The sequence below is a fragment of the Arthrobacter globiformis genome, from assembly GCF_046536215.2.
Taxonomy (GTDB): Bacteria; Actinomycetota; Actinomycetes; order Actinomycetales; family Micrococcaceae; genus Arthrobacter; species Arthrobacter globiformis_E.
This window is the reverse complement of the sequence record NZ_CM143421.1, coordinates 1,655,209-1,672,479: the sequence shown is the minus strand read 5'-3', so window position 1 is coordinate 1,672,479 and position 17,271 is coordinate 1,655,209. Positions and strand designations below refer to the sequence as shown.

Genomic DNA, 17,271 nt, shown 5'->3' with positions numbered 1-17,271 from the left:
TGCTTTAGTTTCCCTGGGACTTGGGATCCCTGTCCTCCGGATCCGGGAACCGGACCTCCCGGGGGACTGCTTCAGCCATCCGTTCGGGGGTCCAGAAGGCGAGGATCTGCTCGGGTGATTCGCTGACGTTGTGGCTTACCTCGGCACCGTCGGGTTCATCACTTGTTCTGTGCATAGTTGTAGACCTTCATGATGGTGGAACCCCAGTAGGGCCCGAACATCGTGGTGGAACGCGTTCCATAGCCATAACTATTGATGGAGTTCTGGAAGCCGTCAGCCCCGTTCACGGCGTTGGTGTCAGACTGTGCGAACCACGGGCCGCCCGAGGATCCGCCGGTCATGTCGCACGAGATGCCCTGCGAATTGAACTGCGGGTTGATGGTGTCATTGTGTGCCTTGCCGGTGCAGCTGACCAGGGTCTGGCCGGTGAACGGGGCCGCGGCCGGGTAGCCGTAGGACTTGTACGTCATGCCGCGGGACTGGTTGAACTCCACCCCGGACGCCCCGACGACCTCCGCCAGGGACTTGCCGCCGACGCGTGCCACCACGGCGAAGCCGGTGTCGTACCGGATGTCGCCGCCGGACGTCCAGTTCCGTGGGGCGTACAGCGACTTGGCCGCCCACTGGCCGTACGGGGCCTTTCCGTTGATGTAGCCGGGAACGAAGACCCAGTTCTTGGCGAAGGCGCCGGGCCCCTCATTGACGCAGTGGCCGGCGGTGGCCACCATGCTCTTATTTTGTGCGGCAATCGAATTGCCGGAGCAGACGTAGTTGATTCCGCCGAGGGTGAAGAAAACCTTGCCGACGTGGCTCACAGGTGTTTCGTTTGTATGCAGGGCCGTGGTTGCCGTGGTCTGGGGGGCCGTACCGGCGAACCTCGTCAGCGCTCCCGTTTCAGCGGCAGCCGGGGACGGGGCGCCCGTGTTGTCCGTCCCGTCTACGGCCTTGGCGGCCAGTACATCTCCGGGAAGGGCGGCGCGCATGCGCTCGGGTGTCCAGTAGCCCTGCGTGCTGGACACCGGGGTGCTTGCGACCTGGAGTTGGGTCAAGTCCTGGGACGTTGCAGAAGAGGCTGTTGCGCCGCCGATGGCGCTCAGGGCCAGCAGCAGACCTGTGGAGAGGCTAAGAAGGCTGCCGGCCAGAGTCTTTTTGCTCGTCATTGCGGTCCTACCTATCAGGTGGGGCGGGCCCCGGGAGGCACGCCGGGTGACTGACTGACCTACCCGGGGGATGACAAGCTCGGTTTATGCGATTCAAGTTTTGTGTGCCAGGTAGGGGTGTGCTGATCTGCCCCTGCCGCAAGGGGTTCCAACTGGGTTCAGCCGCCGAAGCGGTATTCGTTTATGAGAGAAAGATTAGGACTCCTTGGCGCCGGGGACAATGGATAGTGTGGCGGAAGCCACAGGGATGGGGTCATGCAAGGGCATCCGGCCGTCCGGGTAAGGTTCATCCGGTTCACCTCGGGTAAGTTAAAGGGTGGTGAAATAGCCGGAATACCAGACACAAGCCGACCTTCAGGGAGACACCCGAGCATGGCCAAAATTATCTATACCCACACCGACGAAGCGCCGATGCTGGCTACTTATTCGTTCCTGCCGATCATTGAGGCGTTCGCGTCCACGGCAGGTGTGCAGGTGGAGACCCGCGACATTTCGCTGGCCGGCCGCATCATCGCCGTCTTCGGCGACTACCTCACTGAAGAGCAGCAGATCGGTGACGCCCTGGCCGAACTGGGTGAACTGGCGAAGAAGCCGGAAGCCAACATCATCAAGCTGCCCAACATCAGCGCATCCGTGCCGCAGCTGAAGGCCGCCATCGCCGAGCTTCAGTCCCAGGGCTACAAGCTGCCGGACTACCCGGACAACCCCACGTCCGACGAAGAGACCGCCATCCGCTCCCGCTACGACAAGATCAAGGGCTCCGCCGTGAACCCGGTCCTGCGTGAAGGCAACTCGGACCGCCGCGCGCCCCTGTCGGTCAAGAACTACGCCCGCCAGAACCCGCACTCCATGGGTGCCTGGACCCCCGAGTCCAAGACCAACGTGGCGCACATGGACGCCAACGACTTCCGCTCCAACGAGAAGTCCGTGGTGGTTCCGGCCGACGGCACCATCGAAATCCAGCTGGTCCGCGAGGATGGCTCGGTCAAGGTCCTGAAGAAGGCCTTCCCGGTCCTCGCCGGTGAAGTCATCGACGGCACCGTCATGCGCGCCGCCGCCCTGGACGAATTCCTGGCAGCACAGGTAGCCCGCGCCAAGGAAGAGGGCGTGCTCTTCTCCGCACACCTGAAGGCCACCATGATGAAGGTCTCCGACCCCATCATCTTCGGCCACGTGGTCAAGGCTTACTTCTCCGAGCTGTTCGACACCTACGGCAAGCAGCTCGCCGCTGCGGGCCTGAGCCCCAACAACGGCCTCGCCTCCATCCTGAACGGGCTGGACGAGCTGCCGGAGGACGTCCGCGAGGGCGTCCAGGCCGCCATCAAGAAGGGCCTCGAAGACGGTCCCGCGATCGCCATGGTGGACTCCGACAAGGGCATCACCAACCTGCACGTCCCCAGCGACGTCATCGTGGACGCCTCCATGCCCGCCATGATCCGCACCTCCGGCCACATGTGGGGCCCGGACGGCAAGGAAGCCGACACCCTGGCAGTCCTCCCGGACAGCTCCTACGCCGGCATCTACCAGGTTGTCATTGACGACTGCCGCGCGAACGGCGCCTTCGACCCCACCACCATGGGCACTGTTCCGAACGTCGGCCTCATGGCCCAGGCCGCCGAAGAGTACGGCAGCCACGACAAGACCTTCGAAGCCCAGGTCCCCGGCAAGATCCAGGTGGTCGACGGCTCGGGCAACGTCCTGATCGAACACGAAGTCGCCCCGGGTGACATCTGGCGCGCCTGCCAGACCAAGGACCTGCCCATCCGCGACTGGGTCAAGCTGGCCGTCAACCGTGCCCGCGCCTCCCAGACCCCGGCCGTGTTCTGGCTCGACGAGACCCGCGCGCACGACGCCAAGCTCATCGAGAAGGTCCGCGAGTACCTGAAGGAGCACGACACCGAAGGCCTGCAGATCGAGATCCTCTCCCCGGTCAAGGCCACCGCCTTCACCCTGGAGCGCATCCGCAAGGGCGAGGACACCATCTCCGTCACCGGCAACGTGCTCCGTGACTACCTGACGGACCTGTTCCCGATCCTGGAACTGGGCACCAGCGCCAAGATGCTGTCCATCGTTCCGCTGATCAACGGCGGCGGCCTCTTCGAGACCGGTGCCGGCGGCTCCGCGCCGAAGCACGTCCAGCAGCTGCTCAAGGAAAACCACCTGCGCTGGGACAGCCTGGGTGAATTCCTGGCACTGGCCGTCAGCTTCGAACACCTGGCCAACACCACGGACAACGCCCGCGCCCAGGTCCTGGCCGACACCCTGGACCGCGCCACCGGCACGTTCCTGCTGGAGAACAAGTCCCCGAGCCGCAAGGCCGGCGAGATCGACAACCGCGGCAGCCACTACTACCTGGCCCAATACTGGGCCCAGGAACTGGCCAAGCAGACTGAGGACGCCGACCTCGCAGCCTCGTTCGCGCCGGTGGCCGACGCGCTGACGTCCAACGAGGACGCCATCGTCTCCGAACTGCTGGGCGCGCAGGGCCAGCCGGTGGACATCGGCGGCTACTACCGCCCGGACGCCGAGAAGGCTGCGGCCGTCATGCGGCCGTCCGCCACGCTCAACAAGATTGTCGCCAGCCTGGGCTAAGTCTCCGGCTGAACAGGCATCGCTGAGCAACAGAAGCGCCCCGCCACTCGTCCTGAGTGGCGGGGCGCTTCCGTCTGTTGGGTTACTGGCAGGGGCCTGGACCTACCTGTCGGGGATATCGTCGCGGCGGGTGTCCGTGTGCCGGGTTTCGTTCCGCGGCTCACCTGTAGTCTCGTCACCGTAAGGGGCGTCGACCGCCATGTCCGGGTCCGCGTCCACGGGCCGTTCCGTTGCCGCGGCATCATAGGCGTCACCGGATTCGTAGCTCCGGCCCGGGACCGCGTCCATGCCGGCCCCCTCGGAGTAGCCGGTGCTTGCGCCCGGGTCACCGTTGCCTCCGGCTGCTGTAGCGCCCCATGTTCCCGTGCCCGCAGCCGCCCCGGCACCTGCCGCGCCGGCTCCGGTGCCGGTTGCCCCGGTGCCGGCCCCCAGGCCGGTACCGACGCCGGTTCCCGCGCCGGCCGCCGTTGAACCTGCCTCACCTTCCACCTCGCCACCGCTGACGCTTTCGCGCCAGGCGCCGGTTTCCGTGTCGCGCTCCTCGATGAACTTCTTGAACTTCCTCAGGTCCGAGGCCACCTGCCGGGAATCAAGGCCGGTGGCTGCGCCCAGCTTCTCCACCGCGGATTCCGGCTCCCAGGTCAGCTCGACATTCACCTTGGTCTCGTTGTCGCCCACGGATTCAAACCAGACGGTGCCCGAATTCCGCGGCTCGTTCAGGCTCTCCCACGTGACCCGCTGGTCCGGCTCCTGGACGGTGATCTGGGCGTCGTACTCGCGCTTCACACCCGCAATGCTGGTTTCGAAATGAACAGTGGTGTCATCGAGCTGGCGGACGGCGTCCACGCCGCTCATGAAATTGGGGAAATCCTCAAACTGGGTCCATTGGTTGTAGGCCTGGCGTACGGGGACATCGACAGTGATCGATTCCTGGACAGTTGCCATGCTTGGTTCACTCCTTCAGCGTACGGGCTGATCGGCCCGTGGTTCTGATTGCCCTTGTTCGGATGGAACACCTCCAACGTAGCGGGAAGCAGTCGGCATTTGAAGAGAGAAACTAAGTCTGCTGACTATGAAGCCCGGAACGCCCAAATGACGCCCCCCGGTTGTGGCCTGCCGCCGGTTTTCATAGGGTGCTAAGCAGGCTTATCTTTTGGTCGGGCGCCCGGCGCCAACGGCCGAATCCGGTTAGGCCGCCGCTTCGGAAAGGATCGTCTCTGTGCCTGAAGAATCAGCAATCAACATTCCGGGAGCGCCGGCAGGCGAGCAGCCCGCCGTCGTCGAACCCACCAACCCAAGGGAACCGTTGCCGCCCAAGCCGGACCAGCAGGGGCCGGAGGCAGTGTCTCCGACCGGCAGCCCCACGGGCGCGCCGGAGCACTCCCGTTCGCAGTCCGGGCAGTACCTGACCACCGCGCAGGGCACGCGGCTGGCGGACACCGACCACTCACTGAAGGCCGGCCCGCGGGGACCGATCCTGCTGCAGGACCACCACCTCCGGGAGAAGATCACCCACTTCGACCACGAGAGAATTCCCGAGCGCGTGGTGCACGCCCGCGGCGCCGGTGCCCATGGCGTGTTCCGTTCCTATGGCACGGCCGCCAACATCACATGCGCGGGCTTCCTCGCCAAGGACGTGGAGACGCCGGTGTTCGTCAGGTTCTCCACGGTCCTCGGCTCCCGCGGCTCCGCCGACACCGTCCGGGACACCCGCGGATTCTCCACCAAGTTCTACACGGACGAGGGAACCTACGACTTGGTAGGCAACAACATCCCGGTGTTCTTCATCCAGGACGGGATCAAGTTCCCGGACATCGTGCACGCGGCCAAACCGCACCCGGACCGCGAGATTCCGCAGGCTCAGAGCGCCCACGACACCTTCTGGGACTTCGTGTCACTGCACACCGAGGCGCAGGCGCACACCATGTGGAACATGTCCGACCGCGGCATTCCGCGTTCGTACCGCACCATGGAGGGCTTCGGCGTCCACACCTTCCGGCTGGTCGACGGCGAGGGGGCCACGACGCTGGTGAAGTTCCACTGGAAGCCGAAGCAGGGCGTGCACTCCCTGGTCTGGGAGGAGGCCCAGATCATCAACGGCATGGATCCGGACTTCCACCGGCGGGACCTTGCCGATGCGATCGAGGCCGGCGCCTACCCGGAATGGGAGCTGGGGATCCAGACCTTCCCGGACACCGAGGACCAGATATTCGAGGGGATCGACCTGCTGGATCCCACGAAGTTCGTGCCGGAGGAGCTTGCCCCGGTCCAGCCGATCGGGCTGATGACGCTCAACGCCAACCCGGTCAACTACTTCGCGGAAACGGAGCAAGTGGCTTTCCATCCCGGACACCTGGTGCCGGGCATCGACGTCACCAACGATCCGCTGCTGCAGGTTAGGCTGTTCTCCTACCTGGACACGCAGATCTCGCGGCTGGGCGGGCCGAACTTCGCGCAGATCCCCATCAACCGTCCGCAGGCTCCGGTGAACGACATGCTCCGCGACGGCATGCACCAGACCGCCGTCCACGCCGGGGTGGCGCCCTACCGGCCCAATTCGCTCGATGGCGGCTGCCCGTTCAAGGCCGGGGCCGACCTGGGCGCGTTCGTCGATGTCCCGGAAGCCGTGGCGGAGGCCATCAAGCAGCGAAAGAATCCGGCCTCCTTCGATGACCACTACAGCCAGGCCCGGCTATTCTTCCGCAGCCTGACTCCGGTGGAGCAGGACCATGTGATCCAGGCCTACACGTTTGAGCTCGGCAAGTGCTACGAGAAGCCGATCCGTGAGCGCCAGCTGCTTGCCCTGGCCAACATCGATGCCGCGCTGTGCGCCGCCGTGGCCCGCGGGCTGGGGATGCCCGCGCCCGAGGCCACCGAGGACGTGCCGGACGCGCAGCCCAGCCCGGCCTTGTCCCAGCTGGGGAAGACCTGGCCTGTGGCGGGCCGCGTCGTGGGCATCGTGGCGGATGAGTCCAGTGACCTCGAGGCCGTGCGGGATGCCCGCAAGGCGCTCGACGACGCCGGCATCGTGCCGCTGGTGATCGCACCGTCCGGCGGAACGCTTGGGGGAGAGGACGACGGCGGGATCCCGGTTCAGCGGACCTACCTCACCGCCCGCTCCACCGAGTTTGACGCCGTCATCGTGGCAGGATCCGGGGCTCCGGCGGACGACGCCGAACAGGGGCTGGACGCGAAAGCCGGTGAACCCGGTGCGTCCCTGGATCCGCGCGTCGTGCTGCTGCTGTCGGAGGCCTTCCGCCACGCCAAGGCCATTGGCGCGTGGGGGTCAGGTTCCGCCGGGGTGGATGCGGCGAGCATCCCGAATGATGCGGCAGGCGTGGTGCTGGGCGACAGCGCCGGTCAGGTGGTTCCGCAGATTCAGGAGCTGCTGGCGGCCCATCGGGCGTGGGAGCGCTTCCCCGCAGCAACTGCCTGACGGCGGAATTTGGGGCGGAGAGGCGTCCTGAAAGCTTGAAGGACAAGGGCTGGTCCCCGACCGGGGGACTAGCCCTTGTTCTTGCCCGAGCCCTTGTCCTTGTTTCCTTCCGAGCTGCCCTTGCCCGAATGGTCCTGCCGACCGCCGTTCGCCGGCACAGGGGCTGGGGCCGGCACCACGACAGCGGGCGCCGTTGTCGGTGAGGGCTTCGGGGCTGTGGCCTTCGCAGCGGCAGCCCGCGCAGCGGCGCTCTTGGCTGCCTGTGCTGCCGTGAGATCGGCCCGCACGGCGGTGATGGCCGCCGTGATGCTGCGGTGCCGTTTGAAGGAAACCTGCCCGGCGGCCGCGGCAGCATCCAGTTCGGAGGACAGGCTGGCCAGGGACTTCAGGGCGGCGGCGGGGTTGCTCCCCGCGGCAGACCGGGTGACCTCCAGGACCCGCTGCTGAAGCTTTGCAGCCGCGTCCGTCTCGAGATCCTGGGCGGCGCCGGCGCAGCCGGCCAATCCGGCTGCCAGCACGCACCCGGTAATGACGGTGACCGCCCGGCGCCACACGGCCGGTGCCTGGCGTGGGCTCATGGTTCAACGCTCCTTTGCAGCTCCACGAGATGGTCACCCAGGGTGCCGCTCACGCTGGGGTAAGGGACGACGTCGGGCTTTTCCGGTGAGTTCGCGGCGACGGTGACGGCGGCTGCTCCGCCCAGCAGTACGGCCGTCGCCAGGGCTGCGCCAACCCGGAGGCGCCTTCGCCTCTTCGCCGCTGTGGGCTTGCTGTGCCGGTCCGCCGATGTCCGGGGTGCTGGTTTCCTGGCTGTTGTCCTGGCCGTGGACTGCGTCCCGGAGCCCTCCCATTGCCCGGAGGGCCCTGACTGCTCAGAAAGCCCGGGCGGGAGGATCGACGGCTGCCGGGCAGGCAGCGCAGGGAGGACGCGGGTGGGTTCCTCGGCAAGCTCTGCGGGTGCGGATTCGGGTGACACTAGGGCGTGCCGAAGCGCCACTTCCAGGTCTCCGGCGGAGGGCCGCTCCAGCGGCTCGAGGGCCGTCATGGAGGCCAGCAGGTGCTGCCATTCCGTGGGCAGGTCGTCAGGGATTTCCGGCGCCCGGTGCAGCCGCGCGACCGCCGATTCCACAGCGCTGCCAGGATACTCGACTGTGCCCTTAATGCATTCCAGCAGCACGAGTCCCAGCGAATAGATGTCCGACGCGGGGGATAGCGGGGAACCCATGGCCTGTTCGGGGCTCAGGTACGCTGCCGTGCCCACCATGGTGCCGGTGGCCGTAAGCCGGGTACCGTCCACGATGCGGGCTATGCCGAAGTCTGTCAGTTTGGGCCGCACCGGCTCGCCGGGACGAACCTGGATGAGGAGAATGTTGGCGGGCTTGATGTCGCGGTGAATGATGCCCAGACCGTGGACATAGGCGAGGGCATCGGCCACCCCGGCGCCGATGACGGACAGTTCATCGAGCGGAACGCAGCTGTGCCGGATGCGGCTGCGCAGGTCCTGGCCCTCCACGAGTTCCATCGTCAGGAAAGGCCTGGGCTGGTCAGGGACGCGGGTATCCACACCGGCGTCGAACAGGGTTACGAGGCTGGGGTGGTTCAGCGTGGCCAGGAGCCGGATCTCGGCTTCCTGCCGCTTGAGTTCATCGGCATCCGCGGCCTGCGGCGCGAAGAGCTTCAGGGCCACGTCCCGGCCGAGGTTCTGGTCGCGGGCCGTATAGACCGACGACATGCCGCCGCGGCCGATCACCTCACCCAGCCGGTAGCGCCCGCCCAGTACATCCGTAGTCACCCCGCTGGGCGATTCTTCCAACACGTTGCCGTCCTTATCAGCTCTGGCTCGGTGTTAAGGATAATACGTGTACTTAGTACTTGAGGTTGTCGGGTGATTCTGGGCCGGATGGCGCAGGGCGGGGGCGCGGCTTCGCCGGCGGTCCAACATCTGGAAGTCCAGATGCCGGACCGCCGACGATAGGCGTTTATTGCTGACCGGAAAGGACCGGACTGTTAGGCCTTCTTCCTCCGGATCACCAGCAGTGCTCCGATAGCGAGCAGGACCAGGGCGAGCGGCAGCAGCCCGGCGTCAGCTCCGGTGTTGGCGAGCGTCTGCTGTGCAGTGGCTACGTTTCCGTTGGCCATAGTTGCGGCGCTCGCCGGCGCGGAGGCGCCTGTGGTCACCGAACCGGCGGGCAGGATAGCGGCGCCCGTCGTGGTGCTCACTGTGCCAGCGCCCGCAGCGGCGCCACCGGCCGAGCCGGCGCCGGAACCGCTGCCGTCGGTACCGGTGGTGCCGGTGCCGTCAGTGCCAGTTCCATCACTGCCGGTGCCTTCAGCTCCCGTTCCGGCTCCGTCGGTGCCGGTTCCATCCGTTCCCGTGCCGGCGCCCGGATCAGAGCCGTTGCCGGTTCCATTGCCCGGTTCAGTAGCGGGAGGCGTCGTCACGGTTCCTGTGCCAAGGCCGATGCCCAGATCGACACCCAGCTCCACCAATGCACCGGTTCCCGTGCCGAGCCCGAGGTCGACAGCGCCTTCGGCGCCGGTTCCCAGGGAACCTGTGTTGCCGAGATTAAGGTCGACGACGGCTGCCAGGTCGGGGACGGTGGTGCCTGTGCCTGTGCCGGTGGTGTTGCCGAGGTTGACGTCGAGAGTAGCTGTCACGTCGGTTGCAGGAACAACGGTGTCGGTTCCTGTCACCGCGGTGTTGCCGAGGTTGACGTCGAGGGCGGCGGCTGCGTCGGTTGCAGGAACAACGGTGTCGGTTCCTGTCACCGCGGTGTTGCCGAGGTTGACGTCGAGGGCGGCGGCTGCGTCGGTTGCAGGAACAACGGTGTCGGTTCCTGTCACCGCGGTGTTGCCGAGGTTGACGTCGAGGGCGGCGGTGGCGTCGGTTGCAGGAACAACGGTGTCGGTTCCTGTCACCGCGGTGTTGCCGAGGTTGACGTCGAGGGCGGCGGTGGCGTCGGTTGCAGGAACAACGGTGTCGGTTCCTGTCACCGCGGTGTTGCCGAGGTTGACGTCGAGGGCGGCGGTGGCGTCGGCGGCGCGAGCGGTGGTGTCTGTTCCGGTGCCGGTGGTGTTGCCGAGGTTGACGTCGACCACGGCGGTGGCGTCTGCGGCGGGAGCGGTGGTGTCTGTTCCGGTCACTGCGGTGTTGCCGAGGTTGACGTCGACCACGGCGGTGGCGTCTGCGGCCGGAACAGCGGTGTCGGTTACGGTCACTGCGGTGTTGCCGAGGTTGATGTCCGCGGCTGCTGCCACTTCGGCAGCGGGGGCAGTGGTGTCTGTTCCTGCGACTTGGGTGTTGCCGAGGTTGATGTCCGCAGCGGCTGCCACGTCGGCCGTGGGAACGGCGGTGCCCGTTCCGGTTGCGGCGTTGCCGAGATTCACGTCGGCGGCGGCAGCCACGCTGGCTGCGGGAGCAGCCGGAGCGGTACCAGTGGTCGTGTTTCCAAGGTTTACGTCCACCACGGCCGTGGCGTCAGCCGCGGGGGCTGCCGTCCCGGTTGCGGCATTACCGGGGTTCACGTCCACCACGGCCGTCGCGTCCGGTGCCACGCCGGCAGTGCTGCCGTTCGAGGCGCCGCTGTTGAGGTTGAGGTCGGCATTAACGCTGACCGCAGAAGAATTCGACGGCGCTGGGCCACCCAGCAGACCCAGCGACGTCGAAGCATTGAGGTCCGCCGAAGCGGCTTCAGACGCGACGTTGACCGCGCCCGTAGCAGTGGCGTCCGCGGCGCTCGCCGCGGTTGCGCCGAGGGCAAGTAACCCTCCGGCAAAGAGGGTGCCTAGTAGGCCCCTGCGAATTGTCTGGTGCATTGTGATGTCTCCTGAAAAGTTGTTGTCAGGTGCTCATGGCGACCTGATTGGCCGTGTGTCTGCCCCAGGGAGGCAGAAAGGGCCCAACTAGTCAGGAGAGGAGCCGGGGTCGATGGCCACCGGCGAAGGAACATGCTGAAGGGGTCCGCTGACAGGGACAAAGCCCATGAGCGGCAGGTATTCAAACGGGCTGTTCAGCCAGGCGGCAGAAGCGGACGGGCCACCAGAGGACGTGCCGCTGCCCGAGCCTGAGGCCGGCGATGGAAGAAGTGCCTCGTGCGATGGTGTGTTGTCTCCACCTGAAGGTGAGTCTCCGCCCGCAGGAATCTTCGGAGCGCCCGCGGGGTTAGCTGCAGCAGCTTTGGGCGCGGGGGCGTGGCTGAAGGGAGCATGAGGCCTGACGGCCAGCTGCGCAGGAACCGCGGACACCACAGAAGGCACGCCCGCAACGCCCAGCGGCGCCCCTGGACTTGCGGAAAGTTGTCCCGTGAGGTCAACTGCGGGTAGCCGCTTCGGAACCGGGACTGTGCCCGCCACGACGTCGGCGACGGGGGCAACGATCGGAGCCGTCAGAGAAGGTGTTTGCGTGAGTACTTCGGTGACCTGATCTACGGGAAGCTCGACGGGCAGGGCCTCAGTCACCGGGCTCACGGCGTCGGTTACTGGTTTCACGACCTCGGTTACGGGCTTAACAACCTCGGCCACCGGCGTCACGACAGCTTCGGCCGTCTCCGTCAGCGCTCCATCAGCGACGGAGGTAACGGGATCGGTAACCCCGGCCAAGGCGTCGTCGGGAATCGCCCCGCCAAGGGGCAGTCCGCCGAGGGCGTCGTCAATGGGCCCGACAATGTCCGTCACGACCGGGGCAAGGACGGCCACAGGTGCCGGCGCCGCAGGCGTGGAGGAAACGGGAGTCACCGGTGGAGGCGCAGCAACCGAAGGCTCTGGGGCCGGCGCAACTGTCGCCGGCAATGCTGCCGGGATGGCGGCGGGATCGACGGCTGGAAGAGGCGGGGGCACTACAGCCAGCGTGGACTGTGCAACGGCCCGGGCTTCGTGCGCTTTCGAGGAGACCAGCGCACCAACGCGTCCCGCCACGCTGTCAGCACTGCCTTTGACGGACGAGACAGCCGAGGAGGTACTCCCGCCCAGCGAGTCGGATCGGTGTGAATCGGCATCGGCGGCCGGGGCAGATACAGCCAGCCAGGCCACAGCAGCGGCGCCGGCTAACAGAACCGGGCGCAACGGGCGCAGCGCAGACCACGACAAAGTCGCAATGGTCATGCTTAACACCCCCAAGCTCACCGATTGAATCGACGATCGACTACAGCCTAAGCCTGCCCCAAAGTGAGAGTCCAGACCCGGGAGAATAATTATTCCGATTCGATGAAGCCCGGAAGAGGTACTCAGTGGGCGTCGTTGGGGTACGCGACACCGAGCTGGGCGCGCACGCCGTCGAACAGCCGCATCGTATTAAGCGAGTCCTCGAGGGGCATGACCTGGCTCTCCGTCAGGCCCTGCTGGATGCACCGCGTTACTTCACGAAGCTCGTACGTGTAACCCCGCCCCGTCACCTCAAAGTGTTCCGTCCGCGGCGTTTCCTGTCCGATCCCCACCACCAGCTTTTTCGGGTTGTTGATCGAGCCGAGTGTCTGCAGATACCCCAGGCTGCCGGCAACCGTTGCGGTCCGGGGTCCGTGGGCCAAAAGGGACGAGGTGAGCTGTGCCTGCGCACCGTGGTGGTAACCCAGCGTGAGTGCATTCTGGGCGTCAACGCCGTCGTCATTCAGGGTGCCCATGGCACTGACCGTCTGCGGGAAACCCAGGGTGCCGAGGGCCCACAGCAGCGGGTAGACGGTGATGTCGAGCAGGGCGCCGCCGCCGTCCTGGACGGCCCAAAGCCTGGCGGTGGGGGAGTAGGGGGCCGGGAAACCGAGGTCTGCCGTGACCCACTGGACGGTTCCCAGTTCGCCGGAATGTGCGATCTCGAAGGCCCGCTGCATGCTGGGCAGGAAGCGGCTCCACACGGCTTCCATCAGGAAGAGCTTCTTATCGCGGGCGACGTCGATCAGCTCGGCAGCCTCACGGGCATTGATGGTGAACGCCTTTTCGCAGAGCACATGCTTGCCGGCCCGGAGAGCAGCCAGCACCACCCGGTGGTGCTGGGCGTGGGGCGTGGCCACGTAGACCACGTCCACCGAATCGTCGGCGAGAAGCCGTTCGTAACCGTGCTGTCCGCCGTCGTCCCCGTAGGCCACGGCAAAGCCGAACTCGCCCGCGAACGCGTCCGCGGTGTGCTGGGCCCGGGAGCTGACGGCGTACAGCTCAGCGTCTTCGAGAAGGACCAGGTCCTGCGACACCAGGGAGGCGATCCGGCCGGTGGCGATGACACCCCACCGCAGCCGGCGACCCGTCGCGGCAAGGGGATCCTGGTTGGACTGGCTGAAAAGCCACGGCTTGGCGATCGGTGACGTCATGACGCCATCCTCTCACCCGGGTGCGAGAGCGTCGGGTCAAAACCTGCGGGAAGTGATAGAGCGTCGGGTCAAAACCTGCGGGAAGTGATAGAGCGTCGGGTCAAAACCTGCGGGAAGTGATAGAGCGTCGGGTCAAAACCTGCGGGAAGTGATAGGGCGTCGGGTCAAAACCTGCGGGAAGTGATAGGGCGTCGGGTTAAAACGTGGGGGAGGTGCGGGAGGGTTGTGCCCTGCCCGCACCTCCCGTGCAATCTGCTCCGACGCTGGCTTGTTAGACCGACGCTGCCTGCACCGACGCCGGCTCTGCAGCTCGGCCGCGGACGGGTTCCTCGGTGAGCTTGCCCTGCTGGAGGCGGAACCGGCGGTCCGTCTTGTTGGCGAGCGTGCGGTCATGCGTGACCACGAGGATGGTGGTGTTGTGGTCGCGGCTGAGCGAGCTGAGCAGTTCGATGATGTGCTCGCCCGTCTGCTCGTCGAGGTTGCCCGTCGGCTCGTCGGCGAGAATCAGCTTGGGTTCATTGGCGAGGGCACGGGCGATGGCCACGCGCTGCTGCTCGCCGCCGGAGAGCCGGTTGATGCGGCGGCCGTGCTTGTCCGGATCGAGCTGCACCTGCTCCAGCAGCGCCCGTGCCCGCTCGGCCCGGACGGACTTCCGCACCCCGGCGAACTCCATGGGCAGCATGACGTTGTCCAGCGCGGAGAGGTTGGGGACCAGGTTGAACTGCTGGAACACGAAGCCGATGTCCCGGCGCCGGTATTCGGTCAGCTTGCCGTCCGGCATGGCCGCCAGGCTCACACCGTTGACGACGACGTCTCCGCTGGTGGGCTTGTCCAGCGCACCCAGGAGGGAGAGCAGCGTGCTTTTGCCGCTGCCGCTCTTGCCCACAATGGACGCCAGCGTGCCCTGCTCCAGCTCGAAGCTGACGCCGTTGACCGGCTTAATGGTGCGGTCGCCGGACTTGAACGTGCGGACCAGATCCTTGACTTCAATCATGGCTATTCTCCTCGGAGGACTTCGATGGGGCGGATGCGGGCGGTGAGCAGGGCCGGGACCAGGGCGCCGATGATGGCCACGCCGAACACTGCCGCGATGCCGGCGGCGAGGATCTCGGGGGACACACTCGCGGTGACGGAGGTCAGCAGCTGGGAGGCGCCGCCGAACGGTCCGCCCTGGCCGCCGGGGAATCCACCGGCACCGCCGGCGAACCCGCCGCGCCCGGTGGGTGCCGCCGTCGTGCTTGTACTGGAGCTGACCAGGGCGGAGGCGATGCCGCCGCTGGCGAACGAGGCGATGACGGCGCCCACGACGCTGCCGAGGGCCACCAGGACCAAGGCCTCGAGCACGAATTGCAGGCCTATGGTGCGGTTCGGTGCGCCGATCGCCTTGAGGACGCCGATTTCGCGGCGGCGCTCGCGGACCAGCATGACCATGATCAGCAGGATGATCAGGCCCGCGGTGCCAAGTGCCGCGATGAACGCCACCAGGGAGATGTTCTTGACGCTGTCCAGCGAGGTGACGGCGGTTTCAAGGTTGCGCTGGCCCTGCGTGACGTCAGCCTTGTCGGTGCCGAGCGCGTCCTGCAGAGCCGTTTTTGCGGCGTCGACGTGCTCCATGCTGTCCACTGTGACGATCATCGTGGACAGCTCGCCGGGCAGCTCCGCCAGGGTCTGGGCCGTGGGGAGCGTGATGTAGAGGGCGTTGTTGCCGAACGCGGTGCCGGCGTCGAAGAGGCCGGCGACGGTGAAGGTCTTGCTGTTGATGCTGAAGGTGGAGCCGACCTTGAGGTTGTTCTTTTCGGCGAGGGTGGTGCCCAGCAGCGCCTTGGTGGACTCGGCCGTGTAGTCACCCAGGCCGGTGCCCGAGGTCAACGTCAGTGCCTTGCCGGTGCTGTCCACCTCTGCACCCGTTCCGGTGGCCGTGATGGGAAGGGACCGCGCAGGCTGCGTGGTCCCGGTGGTGCCCGTGGTCCCGGTTATTCCGGTACTTCCCGTGGTCCCGGTGCCGTCCTGGTTGCGCGCGCCGAGCGTTCCGGCGTCGACGGCGGCGGTGAGGCTGGTGGTCAGCGTAGTGGTGGTCTGGCCGCCGGGGCCGCCCTGCCCGCCGCCGGGGCCGGCCTGGGTGCCGGCTGCCGCCTGAGCGGCGGCTTCGGTGGCGTTCCGCAGCCGCAGCGCTTTGGTTCCGACGACGGCTGTCACGTTGGGGACGCCCGCTGCGGTCGCCGCCTGCTCGGCAGTAAGCGGCTCGCCGCCGCCTTCGAAGCCCTGGCCGCCGGCCGGGTTAACCGTCAGCACGGTCCCCACCGAAGCGTTCAGCTCCTGGACTTTGGCGCCGACGGCCTGGTTGGCCACCAGCATGGCCAGGGCCAGGCCAATGGCGACCGCCAGCACGGCCACAACCGCGGCTGTTCGGACCTTGTTTCTAAACGCATTGCCTACACTTCGGGCGAGGACGCTCACTGCACTCCTTGGGATCACATGCCGGGGGATTGGCCGGCTTCGGATCCCACACTGGTGCCCGCTGCTGTGCAGGAAACGGGCTGAACCTATGTTTCCGCTGTGAGGCCCGGCGGGCGAAAAAGAAGGGCCCCGGCCCTCCCGGGTGACCTGGTCACTTGCGGGAGGGCCGGGGCCCTGTGGTGTCTGCGGTGTTACTTGGTGATCGGGCCGAGAACCGGATCGTCCACGTAGGCCGTCTTGACGTTTTCCTTGGTCACGATGACCGGCTCCAGCAGGTAGGCGGGAACGGTCTTGACCTTGTTGTTGTAGGACTTGTCGTCGTTGATCTCGGGCGTCTTGCCTGACTGGATGTCCTTGACCATGACGATCGCGTGCTCAACGAGCTTGCGGGTGTCCTTGTTGATGGTGGAGTACTGCTCGCCGGCCATGATGGACTTGACCGATTCCACCTCGGAGTCCTGCCCGGTGACCACCGGAAGCGGCTTGCCGGCACCCTTCACCGACGTCAGGACGGCGCGGGCCAGGGTGTCGTTCGGGGAGAGCACACCGTCGATCGCGGCGCTGGTGTACGTGCCTGCGAGCAGGGTATCCATGCGCTTCTGGGCGTTCTCTGCCTTCCAGCCCTGGGTCACGGCCTGCTCGAAGGACTTCTGGCCGGACAGCACCTTCAGTGTGCCGTCGTCGATCTTCGGCTGCAGCACGCTCATGGCGCCGTCGAAGAACACCTTGGCGTTGGCATCGTCAGGGGAACCGGCGAAGAGCTCGACGTTGTACGGACCGTTCGGCTTCTTGGCCTTCATGCCGTCCAGCAGCGCCTTGCCCTGCAGTTCGCCCACCTTGAAGTTGTCGTAGGCCACGTAGTAGTCCACGTTCGGGGTGTTCAGCAGCAGCCGGTCGTAGGCGATGATGGTGGCGCCGGCGTCCTTGGCCTGCTTCAGCTGGGTACCCAACTGGGCGCCGTCGATCGCGCCGACGATGATGACCTTGTCACCCTTGGTGATCATTGCGCTGATCTGGTTCTGCTGCTCCGAGACGCCGCCGTTGGCGAACTGGACGTCCGGCTTGAACCCCGCCTGGCTGAGGCCGTCGTTGAACAGCTTCTCGGCAAGGACCCAGTTCTCGCTGGTCTTCTGTGGAAGTGCGACGCCGATGGCGGAGTCCTTGGGGAACGCCTCGCCGCCGGAGCTGCCGCCGCTGGTTGTGCCGCTGTCTGAACGGCCGCAGGCGGTCAGCGCCAGTGCCGCAATGGCAGCGATTGCTGCCGCCTTTCCTGCCTTACCAATCATTCGCATTTGCTCGGTTCACTTTCTATAGGGGTGGGAAATGCATCCAG

Annotated in this window: 13 protein-coding genes; 2 read left to right on the top strand and 11 right to left on the bottom strand. The window is 66.4% G+C overall.

From position 1 onward, the window contains the following. Positions 1-4: 4 nt before the first annotated feature. Both R5O87_RS07470 and R5O87_RS07465 read right to left on the bottom strand, forming a co-directional pair. Entirely contained in the window at positions 5-175 is a 171-nt protein-coding gene (locus tag R5O87_RS07470) for a hypothetical protein (RefSeq protein WP_410558369.1), read from the bottom strand. Further along, entirely contained in the window at positions 159-1,160 is a 1,002-nt protein-coding gene (locus R5O87_RS07465) for a trypsin-like serine peptidase (protein ID WP_410558371.1), read from the bottom strand. Before R5O87_RS07465 ends, R5O87_RS07470 begins: the two co-directional genes overlap by 17 nt. Before the next feature lie 372 nt (positions 1,161-1,532). Here R5O87_RS07465 and R5O87_RS07460 point away from each other — a divergent pair, with 372 nt between their 5' ends. After that, a complete protein-coding gene (locus R5O87_RS07460; protein WP_410558372.1) occupies positions 1,533-3,752 on the top strand; it encodes an NADP-dependent isocitrate dehydrogenase in 2,220 nt (739 codons plus the stop codon). Positions 3,753-3,854: 102 nt separating this feature from the next. Here R5O87_RS07460 and R5O87_RS07455 read toward each other — a convergent pair whose 3' ends face one another. After that, on the bottom strand, positions 3,855-4,697 hold the full coding sequence (locus R5O87_RS07455) for an SRPBCC family protein (protein ID WP_410558373.1): 843 nt from the start codon (positions 4,695-4,697) through the stop codon (positions 3,855-3,857). 274 nt (positions 4,698-4,971) lie between these two features. On the opposite strand from R5O87_RS07455, the gene R5O87_RS07450 reads away from it, so the two are divergent. Further along, the gene (locus tag R5O87_RS07450; protein WP_410558374.1) at positions 4,972-7,188 is read left to right on the top strand and encodes a catalase; all 2,217 of its coding nucleotides are present in this window, start codon (positions 4,972-4,974) and stop codon (positions 7,186-7,188) included. Between the two features lie 68 nt (positions 7,189-7,256). On the opposite strand, the gene R5O87_RS07445 is transcribed toward R5O87_RS07450, so the two are convergent. The 8 genes from R5O87_RS07445 to R5O87_RS07410 form a co-directional block, all read right to left on the bottom strand. Next, complete coding sequence (locus tag R5O87_RS07445; protein ID WP_410558375.1) at positions 7,257-7,766, bottom strand: hypothetical protein; 510 nt, start codon at positions 7,764-7,766, stop codon at positions 7,257-7,259. Further along, a complete protein-coding gene (locus R5O87_RS07440; protein ID WP_410558376.1) occupies positions 7,763-9,004 on the bottom strand; it encodes a serine/threonine-protein kinase in 1,242 nt (413 codons plus the stop codon). Before R5O87_RS07440 ends, R5O87_RS07445 begins: the two co-directional genes overlap by 4 nt. Positions 9,005-9,195: 191 nt before the next feature. Next, entirely contained in the window at positions 9,196-11,004 is a 1,809-nt protein-coding gene (locus R5O87_RS07435; protein ID WP_462836406.1) for a beta strand repeat-containing protein, read from the bottom strand. Positions 11,005-11,091: 87 nt separating this feature from the next. Beyond that, positions 11,092-11,922 carry a hypothetical protein gene (locus tag R5O87_RS07430; protein ID WP_410558419.1) on the bottom strand — a complete coding sequence of 277 codons (831 nt, stop codon included), beginning with the start codon at positions 11,920-11,922 and terminating at the stop codon, positions 11,092-11,094. A 488-nt stretch (positions 11,923-12,410) separates the two neighbouring features. Beyond that, positions 12,411-13,481 carry a Gfo/Idh/MocA family protein gene (locus R5O87_RS07425; protein ID WP_410558418.1) on the bottom strand — a complete coding sequence of 357 codons (1,071 nt, stop codon included), beginning with the start codon at positions 13,479-13,481 and terminating at the stop codon, positions 12,411-12,413. Positions 13,482-13,752: 271 nt separating this feature from the next. Further along, a complete protein-coding gene (locus R5O87_RS07420) occupies positions 13,753-14,475 on the bottom strand; it encodes an ABC transporter ATP-binding protein (RefSeq protein ID WP_410558417.1) in 723 nt (240 codons plus the stop codon). A gap of 2 nt (positions 14,476-14,477) precedes the next feature. Further along, a complete protein-coding gene (locus R5O87_RS07415; RefSeq protein WP_410558415.1) occupies positions 14,478-15,938 on the bottom strand; it encodes an ABC transporter permease in 1,461 nt (486 codons plus the stop codon). 191 nt (positions 15,939-16,129) lie between these two features. After that, a complete protein-coding gene (locus R5O87_RS07410; protein ID WP_410558414.1) occupies positions 16,130-17,230 on the bottom strand; it encodes a substrate-binding domain-containing protein in 1,101 nt (366 codons plus the stop codon). Between the last annotated feature and the right edge of the window lie 41 nt (positions 17,231-17,271).

Coding starts and splice junctions, on each gene's coding strand:
- R5O87_RS07470 (WP_410558369.1), bottom strand. CDS start 175: ATGCACAGAACAAGTGATGAACCCGACGGTGCCGAGGTAAGCCACAAC.
- R5O87_RS07465 (WP_410558371.1), bottom strand. CDS start 1,160: ATGACGAGCAAAAAGACTCTGGCCGGCAGCCTTCTTAGCCTCTCCACA.
- R5O87_RS07460 (WP_410558372.1), top strand. CDS start 1,533: ATGGCCAAAATTATCTATACCCACACCGACGAAGCGCCGATGCTGGCT.
- R5O87_RS07455 (WP_410558373.1), bottom strand. CDS start 4,697: ATGGCAACTGTCCAGGAATCGATCACTGTCGATGTCCCCGTACGCCAG.
- R5O87_RS07445 (WP_410558375.1), bottom strand. CDS start 7,766: ATGAGCCCACGCCAGGCACCGGCCGTGTGGCGCCGGGCGGTCACCGTC.
- R5O87_RS07435 (WP_462836406.1), bottom strand. CDS start 11,004: ATGCACCAGACAATTCGCAGGGGCCTACTAGGCACCCTCTTTGCCGGA.
- R5O87_RS07425 (WP_410558418.1), bottom strand. CDS start 13,481: ATGACGTCACCGATCGCCAAGCCGTGGCTTTTCAGCCAGTCCAACCAG.
- R5O87_RS07420 (WP_410558417.1), bottom strand. CDS start 14,475: ATGATTGAAGTCAAGGATCTGGTCCGCACGTTCAAGTCCGGCGACCGC.
- R5O87_RS07410 (WP_410558414.1), bottom strand. CDS start 17,230: ATGCGAATGATTGGTAAGGCAGGAAAGGCGGCAGCAATCGCTGCCATT.